Source organism: Variovorax sp. SPNA7, assembly GCF_033807855.1.
Classification (GTDB): Bacteria; Pseudomonadota; Gammaproteobacteria; order Burkholderiales; family Burkholderiaceae_C; genus Variovorax; species Variovorax beijingensis.
The window spans coordinates 4,901,932-4,921,127 of the sequence record NZ_CP138513.1 but is presented as its reverse complement, the minus strand read 5'-3'; the positions used below and the strand labels follow the sequence as shown (position 1 = coordinate 4,921,127).

Annotated in this window: 19 protein-coding genes; 13 read left to right on the top strand and 6 right to left on the bottom strand. The window is 70.1% G+C overall.

Features of this window, described 5'->3' with window-relative positions:
• The first annotated feature begins 11 nt into the window (after positions 1-11).
• Together RZE77_RS23050 and RZE77_RS23045 are read left to right on the top strand one after the other, a co-directional pair.
• Positions 12-1,805, top strand: coding sequence for a hybrid sensor histidine kinase/response regulator (locus RZE77_RS23050; protein ID WP_319439426.1), 1,794 nt, complete (start codon positions 12-14; stop codon positions 1,803-1,805).
• 134 nt (positions 1,806-1,939) lie between these two features.
• Positions 1,940-2,977 carry a hypothetical protein gene (locus RZE77_RS23045; protein ID WP_319439425.1) on the top strand — a complete coding sequence of 346 codons (1,038 nt, stop codon included), beginning with the start codon at positions 1,940-1,942 and terminating at the stop codon, positions 2,975-2,977.
• A 36-nt stretch (positions 2,978-3,013) separates the two neighbouring features.
• Here the strand turns inward: RZE77_RS23045 and ftsY are convergent, their stop codons facing one another.
• On the bottom strand, positions 3,014-4,282 hold the full coding sequence (ftsY, locus tag RZE77_RS23040; RefSeq protein ID WP_319439424.1) for a signal recognition particle-docking protein FtsY: 1,269 nt from the start codon (positions 4,280-4,282) through the stop codon (positions 3,014-3,016).
• 29 nt (positions 4,283-4,311) lie between these two features.
• Here ftsY and RZE77_RS23035 point away from each other — a divergent pair, with 29 nt between their 5' ends.
• Together RZE77_RS23035 and RZE77_RS23030 are read left to right on the top strand one after the other, a co-directional pair.
• A complete protein-coding gene (locus RZE77_RS23035) occupies positions 4,312-5,778 on the top strand; it encodes a M16 family metallopeptidase (RefSeq protein WP_319439423.1) in 1,467 nt (488 codons plus the stop codon).
• Positions 5,779-5,796: 18 nt separating this feature from the next.
• The gene (locus RZE77_RS23030) at positions 5,797-7,143 is read left to right on the top strand and encodes a M16 family metallopeptidase (RefSeq protein WP_319439422.1); all 1,347 of its coding nucleotides are present in this window, start codon (positions 5,797-5,799) and stop codon (positions 7,141-7,143) included.
• A 24-nt stretch (positions 7,144-7,167) separates the two neighbouring features.
• On the opposite strand, the gene RZE77_RS23025 is transcribed toward RZE77_RS23030, so the two are convergent.
• Positions 7,168-8,085, bottom strand: a complete 918-nt coding sequence (locus RZE77_RS23025) for a LysR family transcriptional regulator ArgP (RefSeq protein WP_319439421.1) — start codon at positions 8,083-8,085, stop codon at positions 7,168-7,170.
• Positions 8,086-8,166: 81 nt separating this feature from the next.
• Here RZE77_RS23025 and RZE77_RS23020 point away from each other — a divergent pair, with 81 nt between their 5' ends.
• From RZE77_RS23020 to pcp, 7 genes are all read left to right on the top strand, one after another.
• Complete coding sequence (locus RZE77_RS23020; RefSeq protein WP_319439420.1) at positions 8,167-8,802, top strand: LysE/ArgO family amino acid transporter; 636 nt, start codon at positions 8,167-8,169, stop codon at positions 8,800-8,802.
• Between the two features lie 30 nt (positions 8,803-8,832).
• Positions 8,833-9,501: an RsmD family RNA methyltransferase gene (locus RZE77_RS23015; protein ID WP_319439419.1), complete on the top strand. Its 669-nt coding sequence runs from the start codon at positions 8,833-8,835 to the stop codon at positions 9,499-9,501.
• Between the two features lie 43 nt (positions 9,502-9,544).
• Positions 9,545-10,048, top strand: a complete 504-nt coding sequence (coaD, locus tag RZE77_RS23010) for a pantetheine-phosphate adenylyltransferase (RefSeq protein WP_015867138.1) — start codon at positions 9,545-9,547, stop codon at positions 10,046-10,048.
• Positions 10,049-10,058: 10 nt separating this feature from the next.
• Positions 10,059-10,706 (top strand): 5-oxoprolinase subunit PxpB, encoded by a 648-nt coding sequence (pxpB, locus tag RZE77_RS23005; protein WP_319442403.1) that lies wholly within the window; start codon positions 10,059-10,061, stop codon positions 10,704-10,706.
• On the top strand, positions 10,703-11,701 hold the full coding sequence (locus RZE77_RS23000) for a 5-oxoprolinase subunit C family protein (RefSeq protein ID WP_319439418.1): 999 nt from the start codon (positions 10,703-10,705) through the stop codon (positions 11,699-11,701). Before pxpB ends, RZE77_RS23000 begins: the two co-directional genes overlap by 4 nt.
• A 70-nt stretch (positions 11,702-11,771) precedes the next feature.
• The gene (gene pxpA / locus RZE77_RS22995) at positions 11,772-12,512 is read left to right on the top strand and encodes a 5-oxoprolinase subunit PxpA (RefSeq protein WP_319439417.1); all 741 of its coding nucleotides are present in this window, start codon (positions 11,772-11,774) and stop codon (positions 12,510-12,512) included.
• Positions 12,513-12,520: 8 nt separating this feature from the next.
• On the top strand, positions 12,521-13,180 hold the full coding sequence (gene pcp / locus RZE77_RS22990; protein WP_319439416.1) for a pyroglutamyl-peptidase I: 660 nt from the start codon (positions 12,521-12,523) through the stop codon (positions 13,178-13,180).
• On the opposite strand, the gene RZE77_RS22985 is transcribed toward pcp, so the two are convergent.
• Positions 13,168-13,869, bottom strand: a complete 702-nt coding sequence (locus tag RZE77_RS22985; protein WP_319439415.1) for an alpha/beta fold hydrolase — start codon at positions 13,867-13,869, stop codon at positions 13,168-13,170. The two genes, pcp and RZE77_RS22985, sit on opposite strands and share 13 nt — an antisense overlap.
• A gap of 125 nt (positions 13,870-13,994) precedes the next feature.
• Here RZE77_RS22985 and RZE77_RS22980 point away from each other — a divergent pair, with 125 nt between their 5' ends.
• The gene (locus RZE77_RS22980; protein WP_319439414.1) at positions 13,995-14,681 is read left to right on the top strand and encodes a histidine phosphatase family protein; all 687 of its coding nucleotides are present in this window, start codon (positions 13,995-13,997) and stop codon (positions 14,679-14,681) included.
• Between the two features lie 32 nt (positions 14,682-14,713).
• Here the strand turns inward: RZE77_RS22980 and RZE77_RS22975 are convergent, their stop codons facing one another.
• The 3 genes from RZE77_RS22975 to RZE77_RS22965 form a co-directional block, all read right to left on the bottom strand.
• Positions 14,714-16,309: an N-acyl-D-amino-acid deacylase family protein gene (locus RZE77_RS22975; RefSeq protein WP_319439413.1), complete on the bottom strand. Its 1,596-nt coding sequence runs from the start codon at positions 16,307-16,309 to the stop codon at positions 14,714-14,716.
• A 112-nt stretch (positions 16,310-16,421) separates the two neighbouring features.
• Positions 16,422-17,780 carry a tetratricopeptide repeat protein gene (locus tag RZE77_RS22970; RefSeq protein ID WP_319439412.1) on the bottom strand — a complete coding sequence of 453 codons (1,359 nt, stop codon included), beginning with the start codon at positions 17,778-17,780 and terminating at the stop codon, positions 16,422-16,424.
• A gap of 31 nt (positions 17,781-17,811) precedes the next feature.
• A complete protein-coding gene (locus RZE77_RS22965) occupies positions 17,812-18,210 on the bottom strand; it encodes a tautomerase family protein (RefSeq protein WP_319439411.1) in 399 nt (132 codons plus the stop codon).
• Positions 18,211-18,321: 111 nt separating this feature from the next.
• On the opposite strand from RZE77_RS22965, the gene RZE77_RS22960 reads away from it, so the two are divergent.
• Positions 18,322-19,191, top strand: coding sequence for a LysR family transcriptional regulator (locus RZE77_RS22960; RefSeq protein ID WP_319439410.1), 870 nt, complete (start codon positions 18,322-18,324; stop codon positions 19,189-19,191).
• Positions 19,192-19,196 lie beyond the last annotated feature (5 nt).

The following is a 19,196-nucleotide window of genomic DNA, read 5'->3' as shown; positions in this document are numbered from 1 at the left end:
GCCCGCCGCGCATGGCCGACACGCCGCTGAACCAGCGCGTGCTGCGCGAGCACGTGGCGTCGGTCTATTTCAACTACAACGCCACCTTCCTGGCCCGCGTCGTCTTCGTGCTGGTGCTCGGCACGTTCATGTACCTCCAGCTGGGCGACCCGATGGTGCTGCCCTTCGTCGTGCTGCACCTGACGCTGTACCTGTGCATGTACTTCACGCCGCGCTGGAATCCGTCGGTCCCGGCGGCGGACAGCGCCTGGTGGGCGCGCAGGATCACCCGCATCGTGACCCTGCTCGGATTTGCCGATGCGCTGGCGCCGTGGATCTTCGTGCCCGCGGGCAACCTGCCGGTGACCGCCGCGCTGATGGTGGTGATGATGGGCAACTGCGCCCGGGCCGTGCAGTCCCTGCGGCCGCTGAAGGCGGCGCTGTTTGGCCACACGCTGCCCATGATGGGCGGGCTGATCATTGCGCTGGCGTGGCAGCGCGACTCCATCCATCTCTTTCTCGCGGCGTTCGCCTCGATCTATTTGTTTCTCATGCTGCGCGTCGGCGTGCAGGAGCACAGGCTGCTGGCGGATTCGCTGATCCTGCGCTTCGAAAAGGAAGCCCTGGCCGTGCGGCTGGAAGAGCAGATTGCCGCCACCGAGCGCGCCAGCCAGGAAAAGACCCGCTTCCTGGCCAGCGCCAGCCATGACCTGCGCCAGCCGCTGCACGCCATTGCGCTCTTCGGCGCCGCGCTCGAGAACGAACTGCGCGGCCGTCCGGAGGAAGTGAACGCGCAGCGCCTCATGCGCGCCGTCAATGCCCTGGGCGCCTCGCTCGACATCATGCTCGACATCTCCCGGCTGGACGCCGGCGTGGTCACGCCCGTGCTCCAGGCGGTCCAGCTCGATGCCCTGTTCCTGCCGCTCAACCACACCTTCTCGGCCCAGGCCGAGCAAAAGCAGTTGCAGCTGCGCGTGCGCGCCAGCGGGCTGTGGGTGCGCAGCGACCCCCAACTGCTGCATCGGATGCTGTCCAACCTGCTGGACAACGCCCTCAAGTACACCGCGCGCGGCGGAGTGACCGTGACGGCCCGGGAACGCGGGGAGTTCGTGTGGATCGAGGTGCGGGACACCGGCATCGGCATTGCGCCCGAGCAGTCCAACCGGATCTTCGAGGAGTTCTACCAGATCGACAATCCGGGACGCGACCGCTCGCGGGGGCTGGGCATCGGCCTGTCGATCGTGCAGCGGCTCTCGCACCTGCTGGGCCATCCGGTGCAGATGCATTCGCGGCTGGGGCGCGGCACCCACTTCCGCGTCGTGCTGCCGGCCGTTGCGCCGCAGGCCGGCGCGCTGGCCGGACCTTTTCCGGCCGACGCCGCGGCGCCGCGGCAGGAAAAGCGGCCCAGGCGAGCGGCGCCGGCACTGCCCGCTCGGGTGCTGCTGCTGGACGACGAATCGGAAATCCGGGAAGCCATGACGGGCCTGCTGCGCTCGCATTCGATCGACGCGCTCGCCGTCGCGGATGAAGCCGCCGCTGCAGCCGCCTTGCGGCAGGCGAGCAGCGAAAAACGGCCTTTCGAGCTGCTGATGTGCGACTACCGGCTGGCCGATGGCGTCGATGGGCTGGATGTGGGCCTGCGCCTGAGCGGCCGACGGCAGGGCGGGCCCACGATCCCCTTGCTGCTGATCACCGGCGAGACCTCTCCCGACAGGCTGCAGCGTGTCCGGGAATCTGGGGTTCCCGTGCTGTTCAAGCCGGTGGCCGCCGATTCGCTGTTCCGGATGATGGCCCGAGCGGCAAGCTCGGAGCGGTCCGGAATCTAATACTTTCGAATCTGTTGTCGTTGGTTGCCGGTGCGTTTGCCGGCGATGTCATGACTTTCGGCACTGGTGGCTATAAGGCCCCCGGACGTACCTTCCCTGGGTCGCATTCACACATCGATCAGGGAGGATTCCAAATGAGTTTCAAGCTTGCAGCGGTAGCAGCCGCAGTGGCCGCCACACTGGCCCTCGCGGCATGCGGCGGCGGGGGTGGAGGAGGCGGTGGTGGCTTGCCGCCTGGCTGGGGCAACGGGGTTCCGCCGCCTCCTGCACCCGCGCCGGCCCCGGCGCCCGCTCCGGCCCCGGCGCCCGCACCAGCGCCGGCACCCGCCCCGGCCACCCGCACTTTCATGTACGAGGCCCTGCCGCCCGCCGCCGACGCCTCGGCATTTCTCGATCAGCTCAATGCACAGGGCGCCAGGGCCTTCCGCTTCTTCAGCGGACTGGCCTTCCCCACCAGCCCGACCAGCACGGAGGTCGTGGAGGCCTACGTGAAGGATGCCGGCACCACCTATGCCTTCGAGCTGCTGCCGGACACCGGCTCAACGGCGGACCTGCAGGCCCAACTCAACGCCCAGGGCGCCCGGGGTTTCAAGTGGGGCGGGCCCTACGTGGTCGGCGGCCAGATCCGCACGCTCTATCGCAAGGACAACGGCTCGGCATCGACCTACACCTATGCCGTGCTGGAGGCACCCACCGACAGCGCCGCCTATCTGTCGCAGATCAATGCGCAGGGCGGCAACGGCTACTACAGTGTCGGCGGCGCCTACATGGTCGGCGGCGCCACGGTGCTGGTCTTCCAAAAGGACGCGCAAGGCAATGCCACCTATGGCTATGAAGCGCTGGACCAGCCCGGCAGCGACGCCGACTTCCTGGCCCAGTTCGAGGCGAAGGGTGCCCAGGGCTTCCGGTTCAAGACCGGCTATGTCTTCTCGGACGGCTCGAGACTGCTCTACGAGAAAGACCTGTCGCAATCGGCCACGTTCAGCTACCAGAACCTGCAGCCCGCGGCCAACAGCGCGGACTACATCGTGCAGGCGAACGCCGAGGGTGCCAAGGGCAACGCGCTGGTGGGCGAATACGGGCTGCCGAGCGGCCAGATCAGGACGCTCTACGTCAAGCCCGCCAACTGCAGCGGCTTTCTCTGCGACACCCGCTCGCTCTTCGGCTTCTGAGCGCGGGCGGCTTTTGCCGCCTGCGTCCCGGCCGACTCAACCCAGCAGAGCCAGCGCGAACTCGCGCGCGTTGAAGGTCTCGAGGTCTTCCAGCTTCTCGCCCACGCCGATGAAGTAGACCGGAATCGGCCGCTCGCGCGCAATGGCGCAGAGCACGCCGCCCTTGGCCGTGCCGTCGAGCTTGGTCACCACCAGGCCGGTGAGGCCCAGCGTCTCGTCGAAGGCCCGGACCTGCGCCAGGGCGTTCTGCCCGGTGTTGCCGTCGATCACCAGCAGCACCTCGTGCGGCGCGGTGGCGTCGGCCTTGGTGACGACGCGCTTGATCTTCTTGAGCTCGTCCATCAGGTGCAACTGCGTCGGCAGCCGGCCGGCGGTGTCGACCAGCACCACGTCCTTGCCGCGCGCCTTGCCGGCCGTGACTGCGTCGAAGCTCACGGCCGACGGGTCGCCGCCTTCCTGGCTCACGATCTCGACCGTGTTGCGGTCGGCCCAGACCAGCAGCTGCTCGCGCGCCGCCGCCCGGAAGGTGTCGGCCGCGGCCAGCAGCACCGAGGCGCCCTCGCTGGCCAGGTGCTTGGTGAGCTTGCCGATCGAGGTGGTCTTGCCGGCGCCGTTGACGCCCGCCACCATGATCACCGTCGGCGTGAACTGGCCGATCACCAGCGGCTTTTCGAGCGGCTGGAGCAGGTCGGTGATGGCATCGGCCAGCAGCCGCTTCACTTGCGCCGCATCGGTCGCCATCTGGCGCTTGACGCGGCCGCGCAGGTCGTCGAGCAGGTATTCGGTGGCCTTGACGCCGGCATCGGCCATCAGCAGGGCCGATTCGAGCTCCTCGTACAGCGCTTCGTCGATCTGCGCGTTGACGAACACCGCCTGGATGCCGGTGCCGGTCTTGCGCAGGCCGGTCTTGAGCTTGTCGAACCAGCCCTTGCGCTCGGCCGGCATGGCGGCCTCGGTGACGAGGGCGGGCGGGGGCGGGGGCACGGCCGGAACGGCAGGCGCGGGTGCCGGTGCAGCAGGCACAGGCGCGAGGTTCGGTGCCGCGGGAGCAGCTGGTGGCGCGGCCGCGGGCGGCGGCGGAGGGGGCACAACCGGGGGCGCCGTGTCTGGCGCTGGAGGCGGAGGCGCCGCTTCCTCCGCGGCAGGCTTCGAGCCGAACCAGCTCGACGGAGAGAACACCGAGCGCACGGGTGCGACAACGGGCGCAGGCGCGGGCTCGGGCGCAGGTGCCGGTTCGGCGGCCGGTGAGGGCGCCGGCGCGGCCGGGGATTCGGCAGGCGGTTTTTTCTTGAAGAAACTGAACATCGGGAGCTTTTTACAATCCGACCCATTCTATGAAACACCCCTCGCCACGCCGTGCTGCGTCCGGTGCGGTGCTGGCAATGGCGCTTTGCGCGCTGTGGGCCATGCCTGCGCAGGCCCAGTCCACACCGGTTCCCGCCGCTCCATCCACCGCCGCTCCATCTGACGCCGCCGCGGCGGCATCCACACCCCGGCAATTCACCCTGGCCAACGGCATGACGCTGCTGGTGCAGCCCGACCGGCGCGCGCCCACCGCGGTGCAGATGCTTTGGGTGCGCGTGGGCTCGGTGGACGAGGTCGATGGCACCTCGGGCGTGGCCCACGTGCTCGAACACATGATGTTCAAGGGCACCAAGGACATCAAGCCCGGCGAGTTCTCGCGCCGCGTGGCGGCGCTGGGCGGCCAGGAGAACGCCTTCACCACGCGCGACTACACGGGCTACTACCAGCAGATTCCCGTGGCCAGCCTGGAGCAGGTCATGAAGCTCGAATCGGACCGCTTCGCCAACAACCAGTGGTCCGACGACGAGTTCAAGCGCGAGATCGAGGTGGTCAAGGAGGAACGGCGCCTGCGCACCGAAGACCAGCCGCGCGCACTGCTCGGCGAGCAGCAGAACGCGGCCGTGTTCATGGCCTCGCCCTACCACCGCCCCGTGGTCGGCTGGATGAGCGACCTCGACGCCATGACGCCCGACGACGCGCGCGCCTTCTTCCGCCACTGGTACGTGCCCGCCAATGCCGCCGTGGTGGTGGTGGGCGATGTCGACGTGGCGCAGGTGCGCGCGCTGGCCGAGAAGTACTACGGCAGCATTCCCGCGCGTGCCGTGCCCGCGCGCAAGCCGCGCACCGAGCCCGTGCAGCGCGGCATCCGCCGCATCGAGTTCAAGGCGCCCGCCGAGCAGGCCTACGTGTCGCTCGCGTTCCGCATTCCGCAGCTGGAGAGCATCGATGCCGCGGACAGCGACGTGTGGGCGCTCGAAGTGCTGTCGGCCGTGCTCGATGGCTACACGGGCGCACGGCTCGACCGCGCCCTGACCCAGGGCCCCGACCGCGTGGCCGATTCGGCCGGTGCCTACTCGGGCCTGGCCGGCCGCGGGCCGCAGCTGTTCATGCTGGTGGGCGTGCCGGCCCACGGCAAGAGCGCCGAAGCGGTGGAGGCGGCGCTGCGCGCGCAGGTGGCGCGTGTCGCGAAGGAAGGCGTGAGCGAAGCCGAACTCGCGCGCGTCAAGACGCAGTGGGTGGCGAGCCAGACCTACAAGCGCGACTCCGTGATGGCGCAGGCCCGCGAGCTCGGCAGCAACTGGGTGCAGGGACTGCCGCTGGACACCAGCGCGCGCATCGTCGCGAAGCTGCAGGCCGTGACGCCGGCCCAGGTGCAGGCCGTGGCCGCCAAATACTTCGGCGACGACCAGCTCACCGTGGCCACGCTGCGCCCCTTGCCGCTCGACGCCAGGCCGCGCGGCCGCGGTTTTGCCGCCCCGCAGGGCGAACTGCGCTGAAAGGCGCCGGATTCTTCAATGACCCCCATGACAAAAACCCTGCGCTCCGCGCTGTTCGCGGCCGCCACTGTCTTCGCGGGCCTGAACGCCGCACAGGCCGCGCTGCCGATTGAGCACTGGACGCTCGCGAGCGGCGCCAGGATCTACCTGGTGTCGACCCAGGCGCTGCCCATCGTCGACGTGCAGATCGATTTCGACGCCGGCAGCCGGCGCGATCCGGCGGGCCAGGCCGGGCTGGCCAGCGCGACCGCGACCATGGTCGAGAAGGGCGTTCGCGCCGGAAAGAACGGCGAGCCGGCGCTCGACGAGAACGCGCTCGGCGAAGCCTGGGCCGACCTGGGCGCCGAGTTCGACACCAGCGCCGGCACCGACCGCGCCAGCTACTCGCTGCGCACACTGTCCGATCCGGCCCTGCTCGCCAAGGTGGTGGCGCTGGCCTCGCGCGAGATCGGCGAGCCGGCCTTTCCTGACGACGTCTGGCAGCGCGAGCGCGAACGCATCAACGCCTCGCTGAAGGAAGCCAACACCAAGCCGGCGACCATCGCGGCCCGTGCCTTCGCGCGCAGCGTCTACGGCAGCCACCCTTATGGCCAGGAAGTCACCGAAGCCACGCTCGCGCGCATCGACACCGCCGCCATGCGGCAGCGCTACCAGCAGCTGATCGTGCCGTGCCGGGCCAAGCTCAGCATCGTGGGCGCCGTGACGCGTGCCGAGGCGGAGGCCATGGCCACCGCGCTGCTCTCCCGGCTGCCGGGCCCCGAGGCGTGCACGCCGCTGCCGGCGATCGCACCGGTGGCCGCGCTCGGCGCGCCCAAGGACGAGCGCGTTCCGTTCGCTTCGGCCCAGGCCCACGTGCTGATCGGCCAGCCCGGCTATCCGCGCAAGGACCCTGACCATTTCGCGCTCACGCTCGGCAACTACGTGCTGGGGGGCGGCGGCTTCGTCTCGCGGCTGACCAACGAAGTGCGCGAGAAGCGCGGCCTGGCCTACAGCGTCTACAGCGGCTTCGCGCCGGGGCTGGACGCCGGTGCGTTCCGCGTCGGCTTCCAGACGCGTCCCGACCAGGCCGAAGAAGCGGTGAAGGTCTCGCGCGACGTGGTCGCCAAGTTCGTGGCCGAAGGCCCGACCGCCGCCGAGCTCAAGGCCGCCAAGGACAACCTGATCGGCGGCTTCCCGCTCCTGCTGGACAGCAACCGCAAGCTCATCGGCAACGTGGCCAACATCGCCTGGCACGACCTGCCGCTCGACTATCTCGACACCTGGACCGCGCGCATGAACGCGGTCACCGCGGCAGACGTCCGGGCCGCCTTCGCGCGCAAGCTGCAGCCCGAACGCATGGTGACGGTGGTGGTGGGCGGCAAGTAAGGCCGCGTTCCAAGGCCGCGTCTTTCAGCGCAGCGCGTGCGCCCCGCTTGCGGCGGCTGCGCGCACCGCGGCCTTGAGGCGCTCGAGCAGCTGCGGCGCGGCGCGCGCCTGCTGCCAATAGAGCGGCACCTGCAGCGTCGAGCCCGGCACCAGCTCCACCAGCGCGCCCGCGCGCATCGCGTCGGCCGCCATGCTGGCCGGCAGCATTCCCCATCCCATGCCGGCGCGCGCCGCTTCGACGAATCCCTGGGCCGAGGGCAGCCAGTGCCGCGGCGTCTCGATGCTGCGGTGGCAGATGCGCCGCACCCAGCGCGCCTGCAGCCGGTCCTTGCGGTCGAACACCAGGCTCGGCGCATGGGCCAGGGTGCGCGCACCCACGCCCTTGGCGAAATACCGCTCGACGAACTCCGGGCTTGCAGCGGCCACGTAGTGCATGGCGCCCAGCGCCTCGCTGTTGCAGCCGGCCACCGGTTGCGCCAGCGCGGTGACGGCTGCCAGCACCGCGCCGCTGCGCAGGCGCTCGGCGGTGTGGTCCTGGTCGTCCACGGTCAGGTCGAGCAGGGCGGATTCTTCCTGCCTTGCAAAGGCTGCGGCAGCGGCCATGAACCAGCTGGCCAGGCTGTCGGCGTTCACTGCCACCCGCACCGTGACCCGCTCGGCTCCCTCGCCGCTTCGGCCGCCCATGCCGAGCGCGGGCAGCGCCTCGCGCAGCTCGTGCTCCAGCATGCCCACGCGTTCGATGTGCCGGCACAGCTGCTGCCCGGCTTCCGTCGCGATGCAGGGCTGGCCGCGCACCAGCAGCGCGCCGCCCGTGCGCTCCTCGAGCAGCTTCACGCGCTGCGAGACGGCCGAAGGCGTGACGTTCAGTGCGCGGGCCGCGCGCTCGAAGCTGCCTTCGCGCACCACCGCGGCCAATGCATTCAGGGCGGCGTAGTCGAGCATGGTTCGCGTGAATTAGAAAAACTGAATATGGCTTAGGAAGTTTAGTTTGAATTAATCAAGCCGAAACGGCAAGCTGGCGCCATGGTCATCGAACAAATCTCTGCCGCATTCGTCAACGGGTTTTTCATGAGCCTGGTGCTCATCGTCGCCATTGGCGCGCAGAACGCCTATGTGCTGCGCCAGGGGCTGCGGCGCGAGCATGTGAGCGCCGTCGTGCTGTTCTGTGCGGCGAGCGATGCCATCCTGATCACCGCAGGCGTGGCGGGCATGGCGCAGGCGCTGAAAGGGCGGCCCGCATTCGCCACCGCGCTCGCCGCCCTCGGTGCGCTGTTCCTGGGTGCCTACGGGCTGCGCGCGCTGTGGCGTGCCCGGCAGCCCGGCGCGCTGCAGGCAAAGGCCCAGGGCGTGTCGCTCTCGCGCACCGCCGTGCTGGCGCAGGCGGCGGGCTTCACTCTGCTGAATCCGCATGTCTACCTCGACACCGTGCTGCTCGTGGGCAGCACCGGCGCCCAATACGGCGGCGCGCTCAAGGCCTGGTTCGTCGCCGGCTCGGCGATTGCAAGTGCGCTGTGGTTCTCGGCGCTGGGCTTCGGTGCGCGCTGGCTGGCGCCGGTGTTTGCGCGTCCGCGCGCCTGGCAGATGCTCGACGCGCTGATCGGCGGCACGATGCTGCTGCTTGCCGTGCTGCTGGCGCGGCGGGCCTTGCTCGGAGCCTGAGCCCGCATGCGGCGGCGTTAAGCTTGCCGCATGCCCCAGAAGAAAGCCGCAGCCGCCAGGCGCTCCCCCTCGACGCCGCCCTCATCACCGTCGCCGCGATCGAAATCGCTGCCGCACGAGGTGCGCATCATCGGCGGCCAATGGAAGCGCAGCCGCCTTTCGGTGGCCGACAAGCCGGGCCTCCGCCCCACGCCCGACCGCGTACGCGAGACGCTGTTCAACTGGCTCGCGAGCATCGCGGGCGCCGGCGGCGGCGAGCTGCCGGGCTGGCATTGCGTCGATGCCTTCGCGGGCACCGGTGCGCTCGGCCTGGAGGCCGCATCGCGCGGCGCCGCGAGCGTGCTGCTCTGCGAACAGGACGCCGCGCTGGTGGCCCAACTGCAGGCCGCCAAGGCCAAGCTCTCGGCCGAGGCCGTGCGCATCGAGCGCGGCAGCGGGCTCACCGCGCTCGAGCGTGCGCCCGCGGGCAGCCTGGATGCGGTCTTCCTCGATCCGCCTTTCGAGAGCATCGCCCTCTACGAACCCGCGCTGCGGGCCGCCGCGCGCGCCATGAAAACCGGGGGCGCCGTCTACCTGGAGGCACCGCGCCGCTGGAGCGACGAGGAGCTGGCCGCGCTCGGCCTTGTTGGTTTTCGTTACCTCAAGGCAGGGGCGGTGCACGCCCACTTGCTGCGGCAGGCCGCAAACGGGACTGCATAATCCGCCGAACAAGCCGCACCGGCTGCATGAGGAAGAAGCAACCATGGCCAGCAACGTGATCGCGGTTTATCCCGGCACTTTCGATCCCATCACCCTCGGCCACGAGGACGTGGTGCGGCGTGCAACCCAGCTTTTCTCCAAGGTCATCGTCGCGGTGGCGGCGGGCCACCACAAGAAGGCGCTGTTCAGCCTGCAGGAGCGCATCGAGATGGCGCGCGAGGCCGTGAAGCCCTACAGCGACCAGGTCACGGTCGAGAGCTTCTCGGGCCTGCTGCGCGACTTCGTGGTGGCGCGCGGCGGCAAGGCCATGGTGCGCGGCCTGCGCGCCGTGACCGACTTCGACTACGAATTCCAGCTCGCGGGCATGAACCGCTCGCTGATGCCCGACGTCGAAACCGTGTTCCTCACGCCCAGCGACAAGTACCAGTTCATCTCGAGCACCTTCGTGCGCGAGATCGCCATGCTCGGCGGCGAGGTCCACAAGTTCGTCTCGCCCGACGTGGAGAAGCAGCTCGCAGCCAAGGTGCGCAGCTTGGGTCGTGAGTAGCCGGCTTCCCTTGCCGCGCCTGCATCCGCTGGGCGATGCGGCGCTGCTTTGCGAACTGGCGCCCCCCGCCACGCTGGCGCAGCAGCAGCAGATCTGGGCGCTGGGCGCCGAGGTGCAGCAATGGGCCGGCGTGGGCGAGGTGCTGCCGGGTATGAACAACCTCACGCTGACCTTCGATCCGACTGCGATCGATATCGAGGCACTGATGGCGCGCGTGAACGAATCCTGGCCGCGGCTGTCGGCGACGGCCATCGAAGGCCGCAGGGTGGAGATTCCTGTGGCCTATGGCGGCGAGCACGGCCCCGACCTGGCCGATGTCGCGGCGCACACCGGGCTCACGCCGGCCGAAGTGGTGCGGCGCCACAGCGCGGCCGACTACGTGGTCTACCTGCTGGGCTTCCTGCCCGGCTTCGCCTTCATGGGCGGGCTGCCGCCAGAGCTCGCCACGCCGCGCCGCGCCGAGCCGCGCACTGCGGTGCCCGCGCGCTCGGTCGGCATCGGCGGCGAGCAGACCGGCATCTATCCGCTGGTGTCGCCGGGCGGCTGGCAGCTGATCGGCCGCACCTCGCTCGAACTCTTCGACCCGTCGGCCGAGCCGCCCACCCTGCTGCGTCCGGGCGACCACGTGCGCTTCGTCGTCGAAAGCGTGCAGACATGATGCTGGTGCAGAAGCCCGGCATGCTGGCCTCGGTGCAGGACCTGGGGCGGCACGGGCACCGCCAGCTCGGCATCTGCCCCGGCGGCGCACTCGACGTGCTGGCGCTCACGCTCGCGAACCGGCTGGTCGGCAATGCCGACGGTGCGGCCGGCCTCGAACTCACCATGGGCGGCTGCGAGATCCGCTTCGAGACCGCCGCGCGCATCGCGCTGGTGGGCGACGGCTTCGGCGCCCGGCTCGACGGTGCGCCGCTCTGGCCTTGCTGGAGCGTGCCGGTGGCAGCGGGCCAGACACTCAAGCTCGCGGGCGCCAACGTGGCCGGCGTCAAGAAAGCCGGCTTGCGCAGCTGGCTCGCGGTGGCGGGCGGCATCGACGTGCCGCCGGTACTCGGCTCGCGCAGCACCGACCTGAAGGCCGGCTTCGGCGGCCACCAGGGTCGCGCACTGCGCAAGGGCGACCGGCTTCCGCTGGGTGCCACGCCGCTGGATGCCGCCCAACTCGCGCGGCGCCCGTTCGGCCTGCGCGGTCCGGACTGGGGCACGGAGGAAAGCGATTCGGCCATCGCCCTGCGCGTATTGCCCGGCCCCGAATTCGACCAGTTCACCGTGGCCTCGCACGCGTTGCTCTGGAGCGAGCGCTGGCGCATCACCGCGCAGAGCAACCGCATGGGAAGCCGGCTCGCGGGCGCCGAGCTCAAGCGCCGGCGCAGCGCCGACATGCTCTCGTCGGGCGTCATTCCCGGCACGATCCAGGTGCCGCCCTCGGGCCAGCCGATCATCCTGATGGGCGACGCGCAGACCACCGGCGGCTATCCGCGCATCGGCGTGGTGATCCGCGCCGACCTGTGGAAGCTCGCGCAGGCGCCGCTGGACGGCCGGCTGCGGCTGGTGCAGGTCGACATGGCCGCGGCGCTCGAGGCCTGGGCCGAGCAGCAGCGCTATCTTGCGCAGGTCGCGCAAGGGCTGGCGGCAGCGGGCTGGACCAGACCGGCATAGACTGTGCGAGCAGTGCAGCCGCACCGGCTGGCCCGGCGTGCCGGCCTGTCTTGAAGAAGGAACCAACCCCATGCAAATCGACCTGAATGCCGACCTCGGCGAAGGCGCCGGCAGCGACGAAGCGCTGCTCGGCCTCGTGAGCTCGGCCAACATCGCCTGCGGCTGGCATGCGGGCGACGCCAAGACCATGCGGCAATGCGTCCGCTGGGCCATCGCGCATGGCGTGGCCATCGGCGCCCATCCGAGCTTCCCCGACCGCGAGAACTTCGGCCGCAGCACCATGCACCTGCCGCCCGACGAGATCGTGGCCAATGTGCTCTACCAGGTCGGCGCACTGGCCGCGATCGCCAAGGCCGAGGGCGGCAAGCTCTCGCACGTGAAGGCGCACGGCCAGCTCTACAACCAGGCGGTGAAGGAACCCGAACTCGCCGACGCGCTCTGCGAGGCGGTGCGGCGCTTCGATCCCTCGCTCCGGTTCTTCGGCCTTGCGGGCAGCGGCATGATCGACGCCGCGCGCCGCGCCGGCCTCACGCCGGTCGAAGAGGTTTTTGCCGACCGCGGCTACATGCCCGACGGCAGCCTGGTGCCGCGCAGCCAGCCCGGCGCGCTGATCGAGGACGAGGAACAATCCCTCGCCCAGACGCTCTCGCTGGTGCGCGACCGCCAGGTCAGGGCGATCGACGGCAGCATCGTGCCGGTCAATGCCCAGACCGTGTGCCTGCACGGCGATGGCGCCCACGCGCTGGCTTTTGCGCGCCGCATTCGCGAGCGCCTGCAGCAAGAGGGCATCGCGGTTCGCGCGACGGCCTGATTCAAGCCGTGGCGCAGCGAACCGATGTCCTGCTGACCGGGTTCGATCCGTTCGACCGCGAAGCGCTCAACCCCTCATGGGAGGCGGTGCGTGCACTCGACGGCTGGCGGTGCGGCCGCGCCACAGTGCATGCGCGCCAGATGCCCTGCGTGTTCGGCCAGGCCATCGAGGCGCTGGCGGTTGCGATGGACGAACTCCAGCCCCGGCTTGTGCTGTGCATCGGCCAGGCTGGCGGCCGCGCCGAGATCACGCCCGAGCGCGTGGCCATCAACATCGACGACGGCCGCATCGCCGACAACGCCGGCCGCCAGCCGATCGACCTGCCCGTGGTGCCCGGTGCGCCCGCGGCGTATTTCTCGACGCTGCCGATCAAGGCCATGGTGCGCGACCTTCGTGCGGCCGGCATTCCGGCGGCGGTCTCGAACACGGCCGGCACTTTTGTCTGCAACCACATCTTCTACGGCCTGATGCACCGCATCGCCACGCATCCGGCGGCTGGGCTGCGCGGCGGCTTCATCCACATTCCCTACCTGCCCGAGCAGGCGGCACGATTTCCCGGCGTGCCGAGCATGTCGCTGGCCACCATGGTCGAGGCGCTGCGCATCGCGGTGGCGACCACGCTGGCCGTTGAAAAGGACGTGGCCGAAACCGGCGGTCAGCTCCACTGAGCCAGCCAGCCGAGCAGCGCCGCATTCACGGAAGCGGGCTTCTCCATCGTCAGCATGTGGCCGCATTGCGGCACCCACACCACGTCGGCATGCGGCACCAGCGCCGCGATCTCGCGCGTGCAGTCGGGCGGGGTCAGCCGGTCCGTGTCGCCGCACACCAGCAGTACCGGCGCACGCAGCGAGGGCAGGTGGGTGCGCGCGTCGGGGCGCCGCATCACCGCGCGGTTCTGGGTGATGAGCTGCTGCGTGCCGGCATCCAGCACGATCTCGACATAGCGCTGCACCAGCGCCTCGTCGGCGGCCTGCGCCGGGTGGAAGGCGAACACCACGTTCGGCTCGATCACGTCGCGCAGTTCGCCGCGTTCGAACAGTTCGATCGCGCTTTCGCGCAGCTCGTACATCTCGGGCGCCTCGGGCCGTGCGTTGGTGCCCAGCAGCGCGAGGCCCGCGATGCGTTCGGGCGCCTGCCGCGCGGCTTCCATCGCCACCATGCCGCCCATCGACGCGCCGCACAGCAGCAGCGGGCCGGGGTTCTCGCGCAGCACGGCCGCGGCCATGGCTTCGATGGTGTCGTGCCGCATGTGGGCATCGGTCACGCGCGTTTCGAACAGGGGCGCGAGCGCGGGAAGCTGGGCCTCCCAGATGCGCTCGTCGCAGGCAAGGCCGGGCAGCAGGACAAGGTGGGGCATGGCCGGATTTTGCGCCAACGCCGACGTGGAAGCGCGTTGCCGTTCGAGCGGCAGGTGGCGGCCCTGCAACAGATGCCGCCACCCGGGTCCCGAGCGTCACGCACGCAGTGGAGAATGGGCGTTCCATGCCCACGCCTCCACCCGACTCCGCGACCGAACTCATCCTGATCCGCCACGGCGAAACCGCCTGGAACCGCGAGCTGCGCTTCCAGGGGCATGCCGACGTGCCGCTCAACGACATCGGCCATGAGCAGGCGCGCCGCCTCGGCCTGCGGCTGGCGGGCGACACCGCGCAGCACATCATCAGCAGCGACCTCATGCGCGCGCAGCAGACCGCCGCGCCGGCCGCGCTGCAGCTGTCGCTGCCGGTGGTCACGTCGGTGGGCTTGCGCGAGCAGTATTTCGGCATTGTCGAAGGCATGCGGGCCGACGAGATCCAGGCGCTGCATCCACGCGCCTGGGAGCAATGGCTGGAGTTCCGCGAGGACCACGCCATGCCCGAGGGCGAGACGGCGCGCGAATTCCATACGCGCATCGTCGCGGCCATCGGCGCCCTGGCCGCTGCGCACCGGGGGCAGCGGCTGGTGGTCGTCACGCACGGCGGCGTGCTCGACATGGTGTGGCGCACCGCGCGCGGGCTCGGCCTGAGCGGGCCGCGCCAGAGCGACATTCCCAACGCGGGCTTCAACCGCATCCGCATTGCCGATCCGGCCATGCCTGACGTGATCGAGATCGTCGACTGGGCCGACACGCGGCATCTGGCCGACCTGCCGCCGCAGCCGACCTACGACCAGCGGCGGCACCTGAAGTGAGCTGAGCTGCCCGGGCGAGCAGGAGCGCCGCTTCAGGTGCAGCTGCCGGCCTTCGGCGTGCGCAGCAGCGGCTGGCCCGCGCCCACGCCCGTGGGCTTGCCGGCATCCACCGCCAGGCGGCCGTTCACCAGCACCGTGACCACGCCCTCCGACAGCAGCGCCGGCTGCGTGTAGGTGGCCTTGGCGGCATAGCGCGCGGGGTCGAACACGACCACGTCGGCGTAGTAGCCCGGCCGCAGGTGCCCGCGCTGTTTCAGCCCCAGCGTGTCCGCGGTCAGCGACGAGCTGCTGCGGATGAACTGGCCCATCGAGATGGTGTGCTCCTTCACCACGTACTGGTCGTACTTGCGCGCGAAGGTGCCGTAGGCGCGCGGATGGCCCAGCGAGGAGTCGGACGACGTCATGACCCACGGCCGCTTCATGAACGCGCGCACGTCGTCGTCGCTCTGGTTGAACGAGGCGATCATCAGCTCGCCGTCGCGCAGCACGGCGATGGCGGCATCCACGGGGTCGGCACCCGAGGCCTTGGCCACGTCGGCCAGCGTCTTGCCCAGGTATTTGGTGCTGCCGGCCGAGAACAGGATGGTCTCCGGACCGCCGCGCAGGCGCAGGTTCTCGCGCATGCCGGTGCGCAGGCGATCCTGGACGGCCGCGTCGTCGAAGCGCTTGAGCATCGCCGCGCGCCCGCCGTCGACCGCCCAGGGCGGCACGAGCGCAGCCGAGAAACGCGTGCTCGATGCCGTCCACGGATAGTGGTCGGCCGTGATGTCGAGGCCGGCGGCACGCTCCTTCTCGATGCGGCGGATGATGTCGCCGCTCTGGCCCTGCACGTCCACGCCCAGTGCCTTGATGTGCGCCACATGCACCGGCAGGCGGGCTTCGCGGCCGATGCGGATCACTTCCTCGATGGCGCCCTTGAGCCCGATGTTGTACATCGACTCGTCGCGGATGTGGCTGTCGTAGAGGCCGCCGTGGCGGGCCGCGACCTTCGCGAGCTCGATCACTTCCTCGGTCTTCGAGAAATTCTGCGGCGGATAGAAAAGGCCGGTCGAAAGCCCCAGCGCGCCGTCGCACATCGCCCGGCTCAGGTGCCGGCGCATGGCGTCGAGCTGCTCGGGCGTCGGCGCGCGATTGGCTTCGCCGAGCTGGTCGATGCGCATGGGGCCGAAACCCGCGTACATGGCGACGTTGGTTCCAACAGGCGCCGATCGCAGCCGCTGCGTCTGCGCGGCGATGTCGAAGCCGCCGAAGCCGTCGTTGCCGATGACCGTGGTGGTCACGCCCTGCGTGAGAAAGGGAATGTTCAGGCGCTTGCGCGGATCGGTGGAATGCAGGTCGGCATCGGCGTGGGTGTGCGCATCGATGAAGCCCGGTGCCACGATGAGGCCGGCCGCGTCGATGGCTCGCTTCGCGCTGAACTGCGGCGGCGTCTTCCGGCCCGCGAAGACGATGCGGTCGCCCACGATGCCGACATCGCCGACCACCGGCTCGTCCGAATCGCCCGTGTAGACGGTGCCGCCGCGCAGCAGCAGGTCGAGTTCGACGGGGGCATCGGCCGCGGCACGGGCTGCGGACGAAAGGCCTGCCAAGGCCGCGAGCACGGCGAGCACGACAACTGATTTCTGCATGGGAAGGAACCGGAGCGATGTGGAGCGGGCAGTTTAGAAGTCGCCCCCGCGTGTCCGTTAATTCCTTTTGCGACACGCCCCATGACCGGAAGGCATGGCCTTCGCCCGCCCCTCAAGGACGGGAAGCGAGTTGCTCGAGGCCGAGCCGCGCATAGACCTCGCCGGCCTGACGCCGCAGGCGCAGCGATTCGGGCTGGCCGTTGAGCTGCTGCTGCAGGATGCCTTGGGCGCCCGCGAGCGCGGCCTGGCTGCCGATGCGCACGAGCGCGTCGAGGTACACCTGCTCGAACAGGTCGCGCTGCGCATGGCTGCCGCCGATCTCGACCAGGCGCGGCAGGGCGCTGCCGAGTCCTTCGATGGCGGAGGCGAAATCGCCGCGCGCATGGGCAACGAGCCCGCGCGCGGCCGGCACGCACACGCTCTGCCAGGCGGCGCGCGTGGAGAGCGGCGCGCGGGGCGCGTGGGCTTCGATGTTGTGCAGCAGCGCATCGGCTTCGGGCCGTCCGGCGCGCGCCAGGCCATACAGGTACTGCAGGTCGAGGAAGGGCAGCACATGGTCGGTCGTGCGCTGCAGCAGGTGGCTCGCCACGTCGTCCCACCGCGCACCCACGTCGATGCCCGCGAGCTCGAAGCGCGCCAGCAGCGAGACGGCGCCGATCTGGTCCTGCGAGTAGTCCTTCACCACGCCCCACACCTCGCGGTCGTAGAGCGCGAGCGCTTCGTCGTCGCGGCCGAGCTCGATCAGGAACAGCGCCACGTGCCACCAGTTGTGCGTGACCATGAACGAGTTGAGCCCGCTCCAGCTGTCGCTCACGCCCTGCATGAAGGCCAGCCCTTCCGAGAGCCGGCCCTCGGTGAGCATCACATGCGCCAGCGCATGGTGCGCCCACGGCTCCTTGCGGCACATGCCGATGGCGCGGCGCGCGCTGGCCTCGGCCTCGCGCATCAGGTGGCACTGCTCGTAGCCGAAGGCGGCCATGCCGTGCACATAGGGCACGTCGGACGCGGCCGGCAGCGCAGCGAGTGCCAGGCGCAGCATGCCCGGGCAGTCGCCGGTGTTGAAGCAGTGGTATTGCCCGAGCTTCACCGACACGAGGTCGCGCGGATGCTCCCGCGCCTGCTCCGTGTGCAGGGCGATGGCCCGGGCGATGTCGCCCTCGGCCCAGGCCTCGATGGCCGCGATGTAGCGCCGTTCGCGCGGCGTGGCGCGCTCGGATGCGGCGCGGGCCCTGGCAAGAAAGGGCCGTGCATTGGCCGCGGCATCGCGCGATTCGGCGAAGAGGTGGAGGGTTGCGCAGTAGGCCTGCACCATCGGGCTCGCGTCGCTGTCGGCCAGGGCGAGCAGGTTGACCGCGCGTGCCTCGGTCGACACAAAGCCCATGACGAAGTCTTCGACCAGCGGCAGGCTGGCCGCATCGTCGAGCGTGAGCGGGTTGCCGAAGCTGTCGGCGTGCAGGGTGGCGGGAGGCATGGCCGGATGGTGCCATGCCCCGCCTCAGGCTTCAAACGCCCGCTTGCTGGTGGCGGTACTCCTGCGTCTTTCCGCCGTAGCCGTAGGCCGCGCCGCGGGCGTCGATCACGTGGATGTACGAAACCTCGTGCAGGTCGGGCCGCAGCCGCGCCATGGCGGCATGCACCTCGCGCAGGTAGCGCGCCTTTTCCGCCTTGGTGTTGGTTTCGTCCGTGATGCTGATGTCGAGGTGGAAGGCCGACTTGCCGAGCGAGGCCAGCGACTGCCCGCCGATGAACCAGGTGTCGGCGGCGATGTACTGCACCGTGACGGCGATCACCGGCAGCTGCTTGCCGAGCACGCTTTGGGTCAGTTCGGCGACCACGTCGACCGTCTTGCGTGTGAGCTGGGCGTCGGGCGCGCCCGAGAGGTGGACAACGATGTGCGGCATAGGGAACTCCATGAAGGAATGAGTGACGATGGGGCTATTGTGGAAACTCCTCGAACATCGGAAAAGCGGGAAGATATGATGGAATCCATCGGATAAACGGATGGATGAACCATGCAGACCTTCGACCTGGAGCAGCTTCGCACCCTGGCCGCGGTGATCGACGCCGGCAGCCTCACGGCCGCGGCGCCGCGCGTCTTCCTGTCGCAGTCGTCGGTCAGCGAGCAGATCCGCAAGCTCGAGGAGCGGGCAGGGCAGTCGCTGCTCACGCGCAGCAAGGCCGGCGTGGCGCCGACCGAGGCCGGCACGCGGCTGCTGGCCTACGCGCGCCGCATCCTCGCGCTCAGCGACGAGGCGTTCCGCGATCTGCATGGCGAGACGCTGCAGGGCGAACTGCGGCTCGCCGTGACCGACTACTTTCGCCCCGGCGATCTCACGCGGCTGCTGGGGCGCCTTGGCGAGAGCTATCCGCAGGTGCGGCTGCACGTGAGCATCATGAAGAGCGACGCGCTGCGGGCCGCCTATGCGCACGGCGATTTCGACGTGGGGCTCGCGATGAACATCGCCGGGACGTCGCCATCGACCGAGCCGGGTGCGAAGGCTCCGGTGATCCGGCGCGAATCGCTCGCGTGGCTCGGCGCGGCCGGCATGCGGCTCGCGCGCAGCGAGCCGGTGCGGCTGCTGGCCTTGCCGGACACCTGCTCATTGCACCAGTACACGGTGGCGCTGTTGCGGCGGCGGCGCGTGCCGTATGTGCTGGCGCACGTGGCGTCGGGCGTCGCGGGGTTGCAGTCGGCGCTGGCTGCGGGGTTGGGGGTGGCTTGCCTGAACGAATCGGCGGTGAGCGAAGGGGTGGCCCGGCTCGCGCCGCCGCACGGCCTGCCGGCCCTGCCCCGGGTCGCATTCCAGTTCCTGCCCGCGCGCCGCGGAGAGACCGAATTCGTGACGCGGGCACGGGAGATGCTGGCAACCCACCTGGTCTGAGGCCG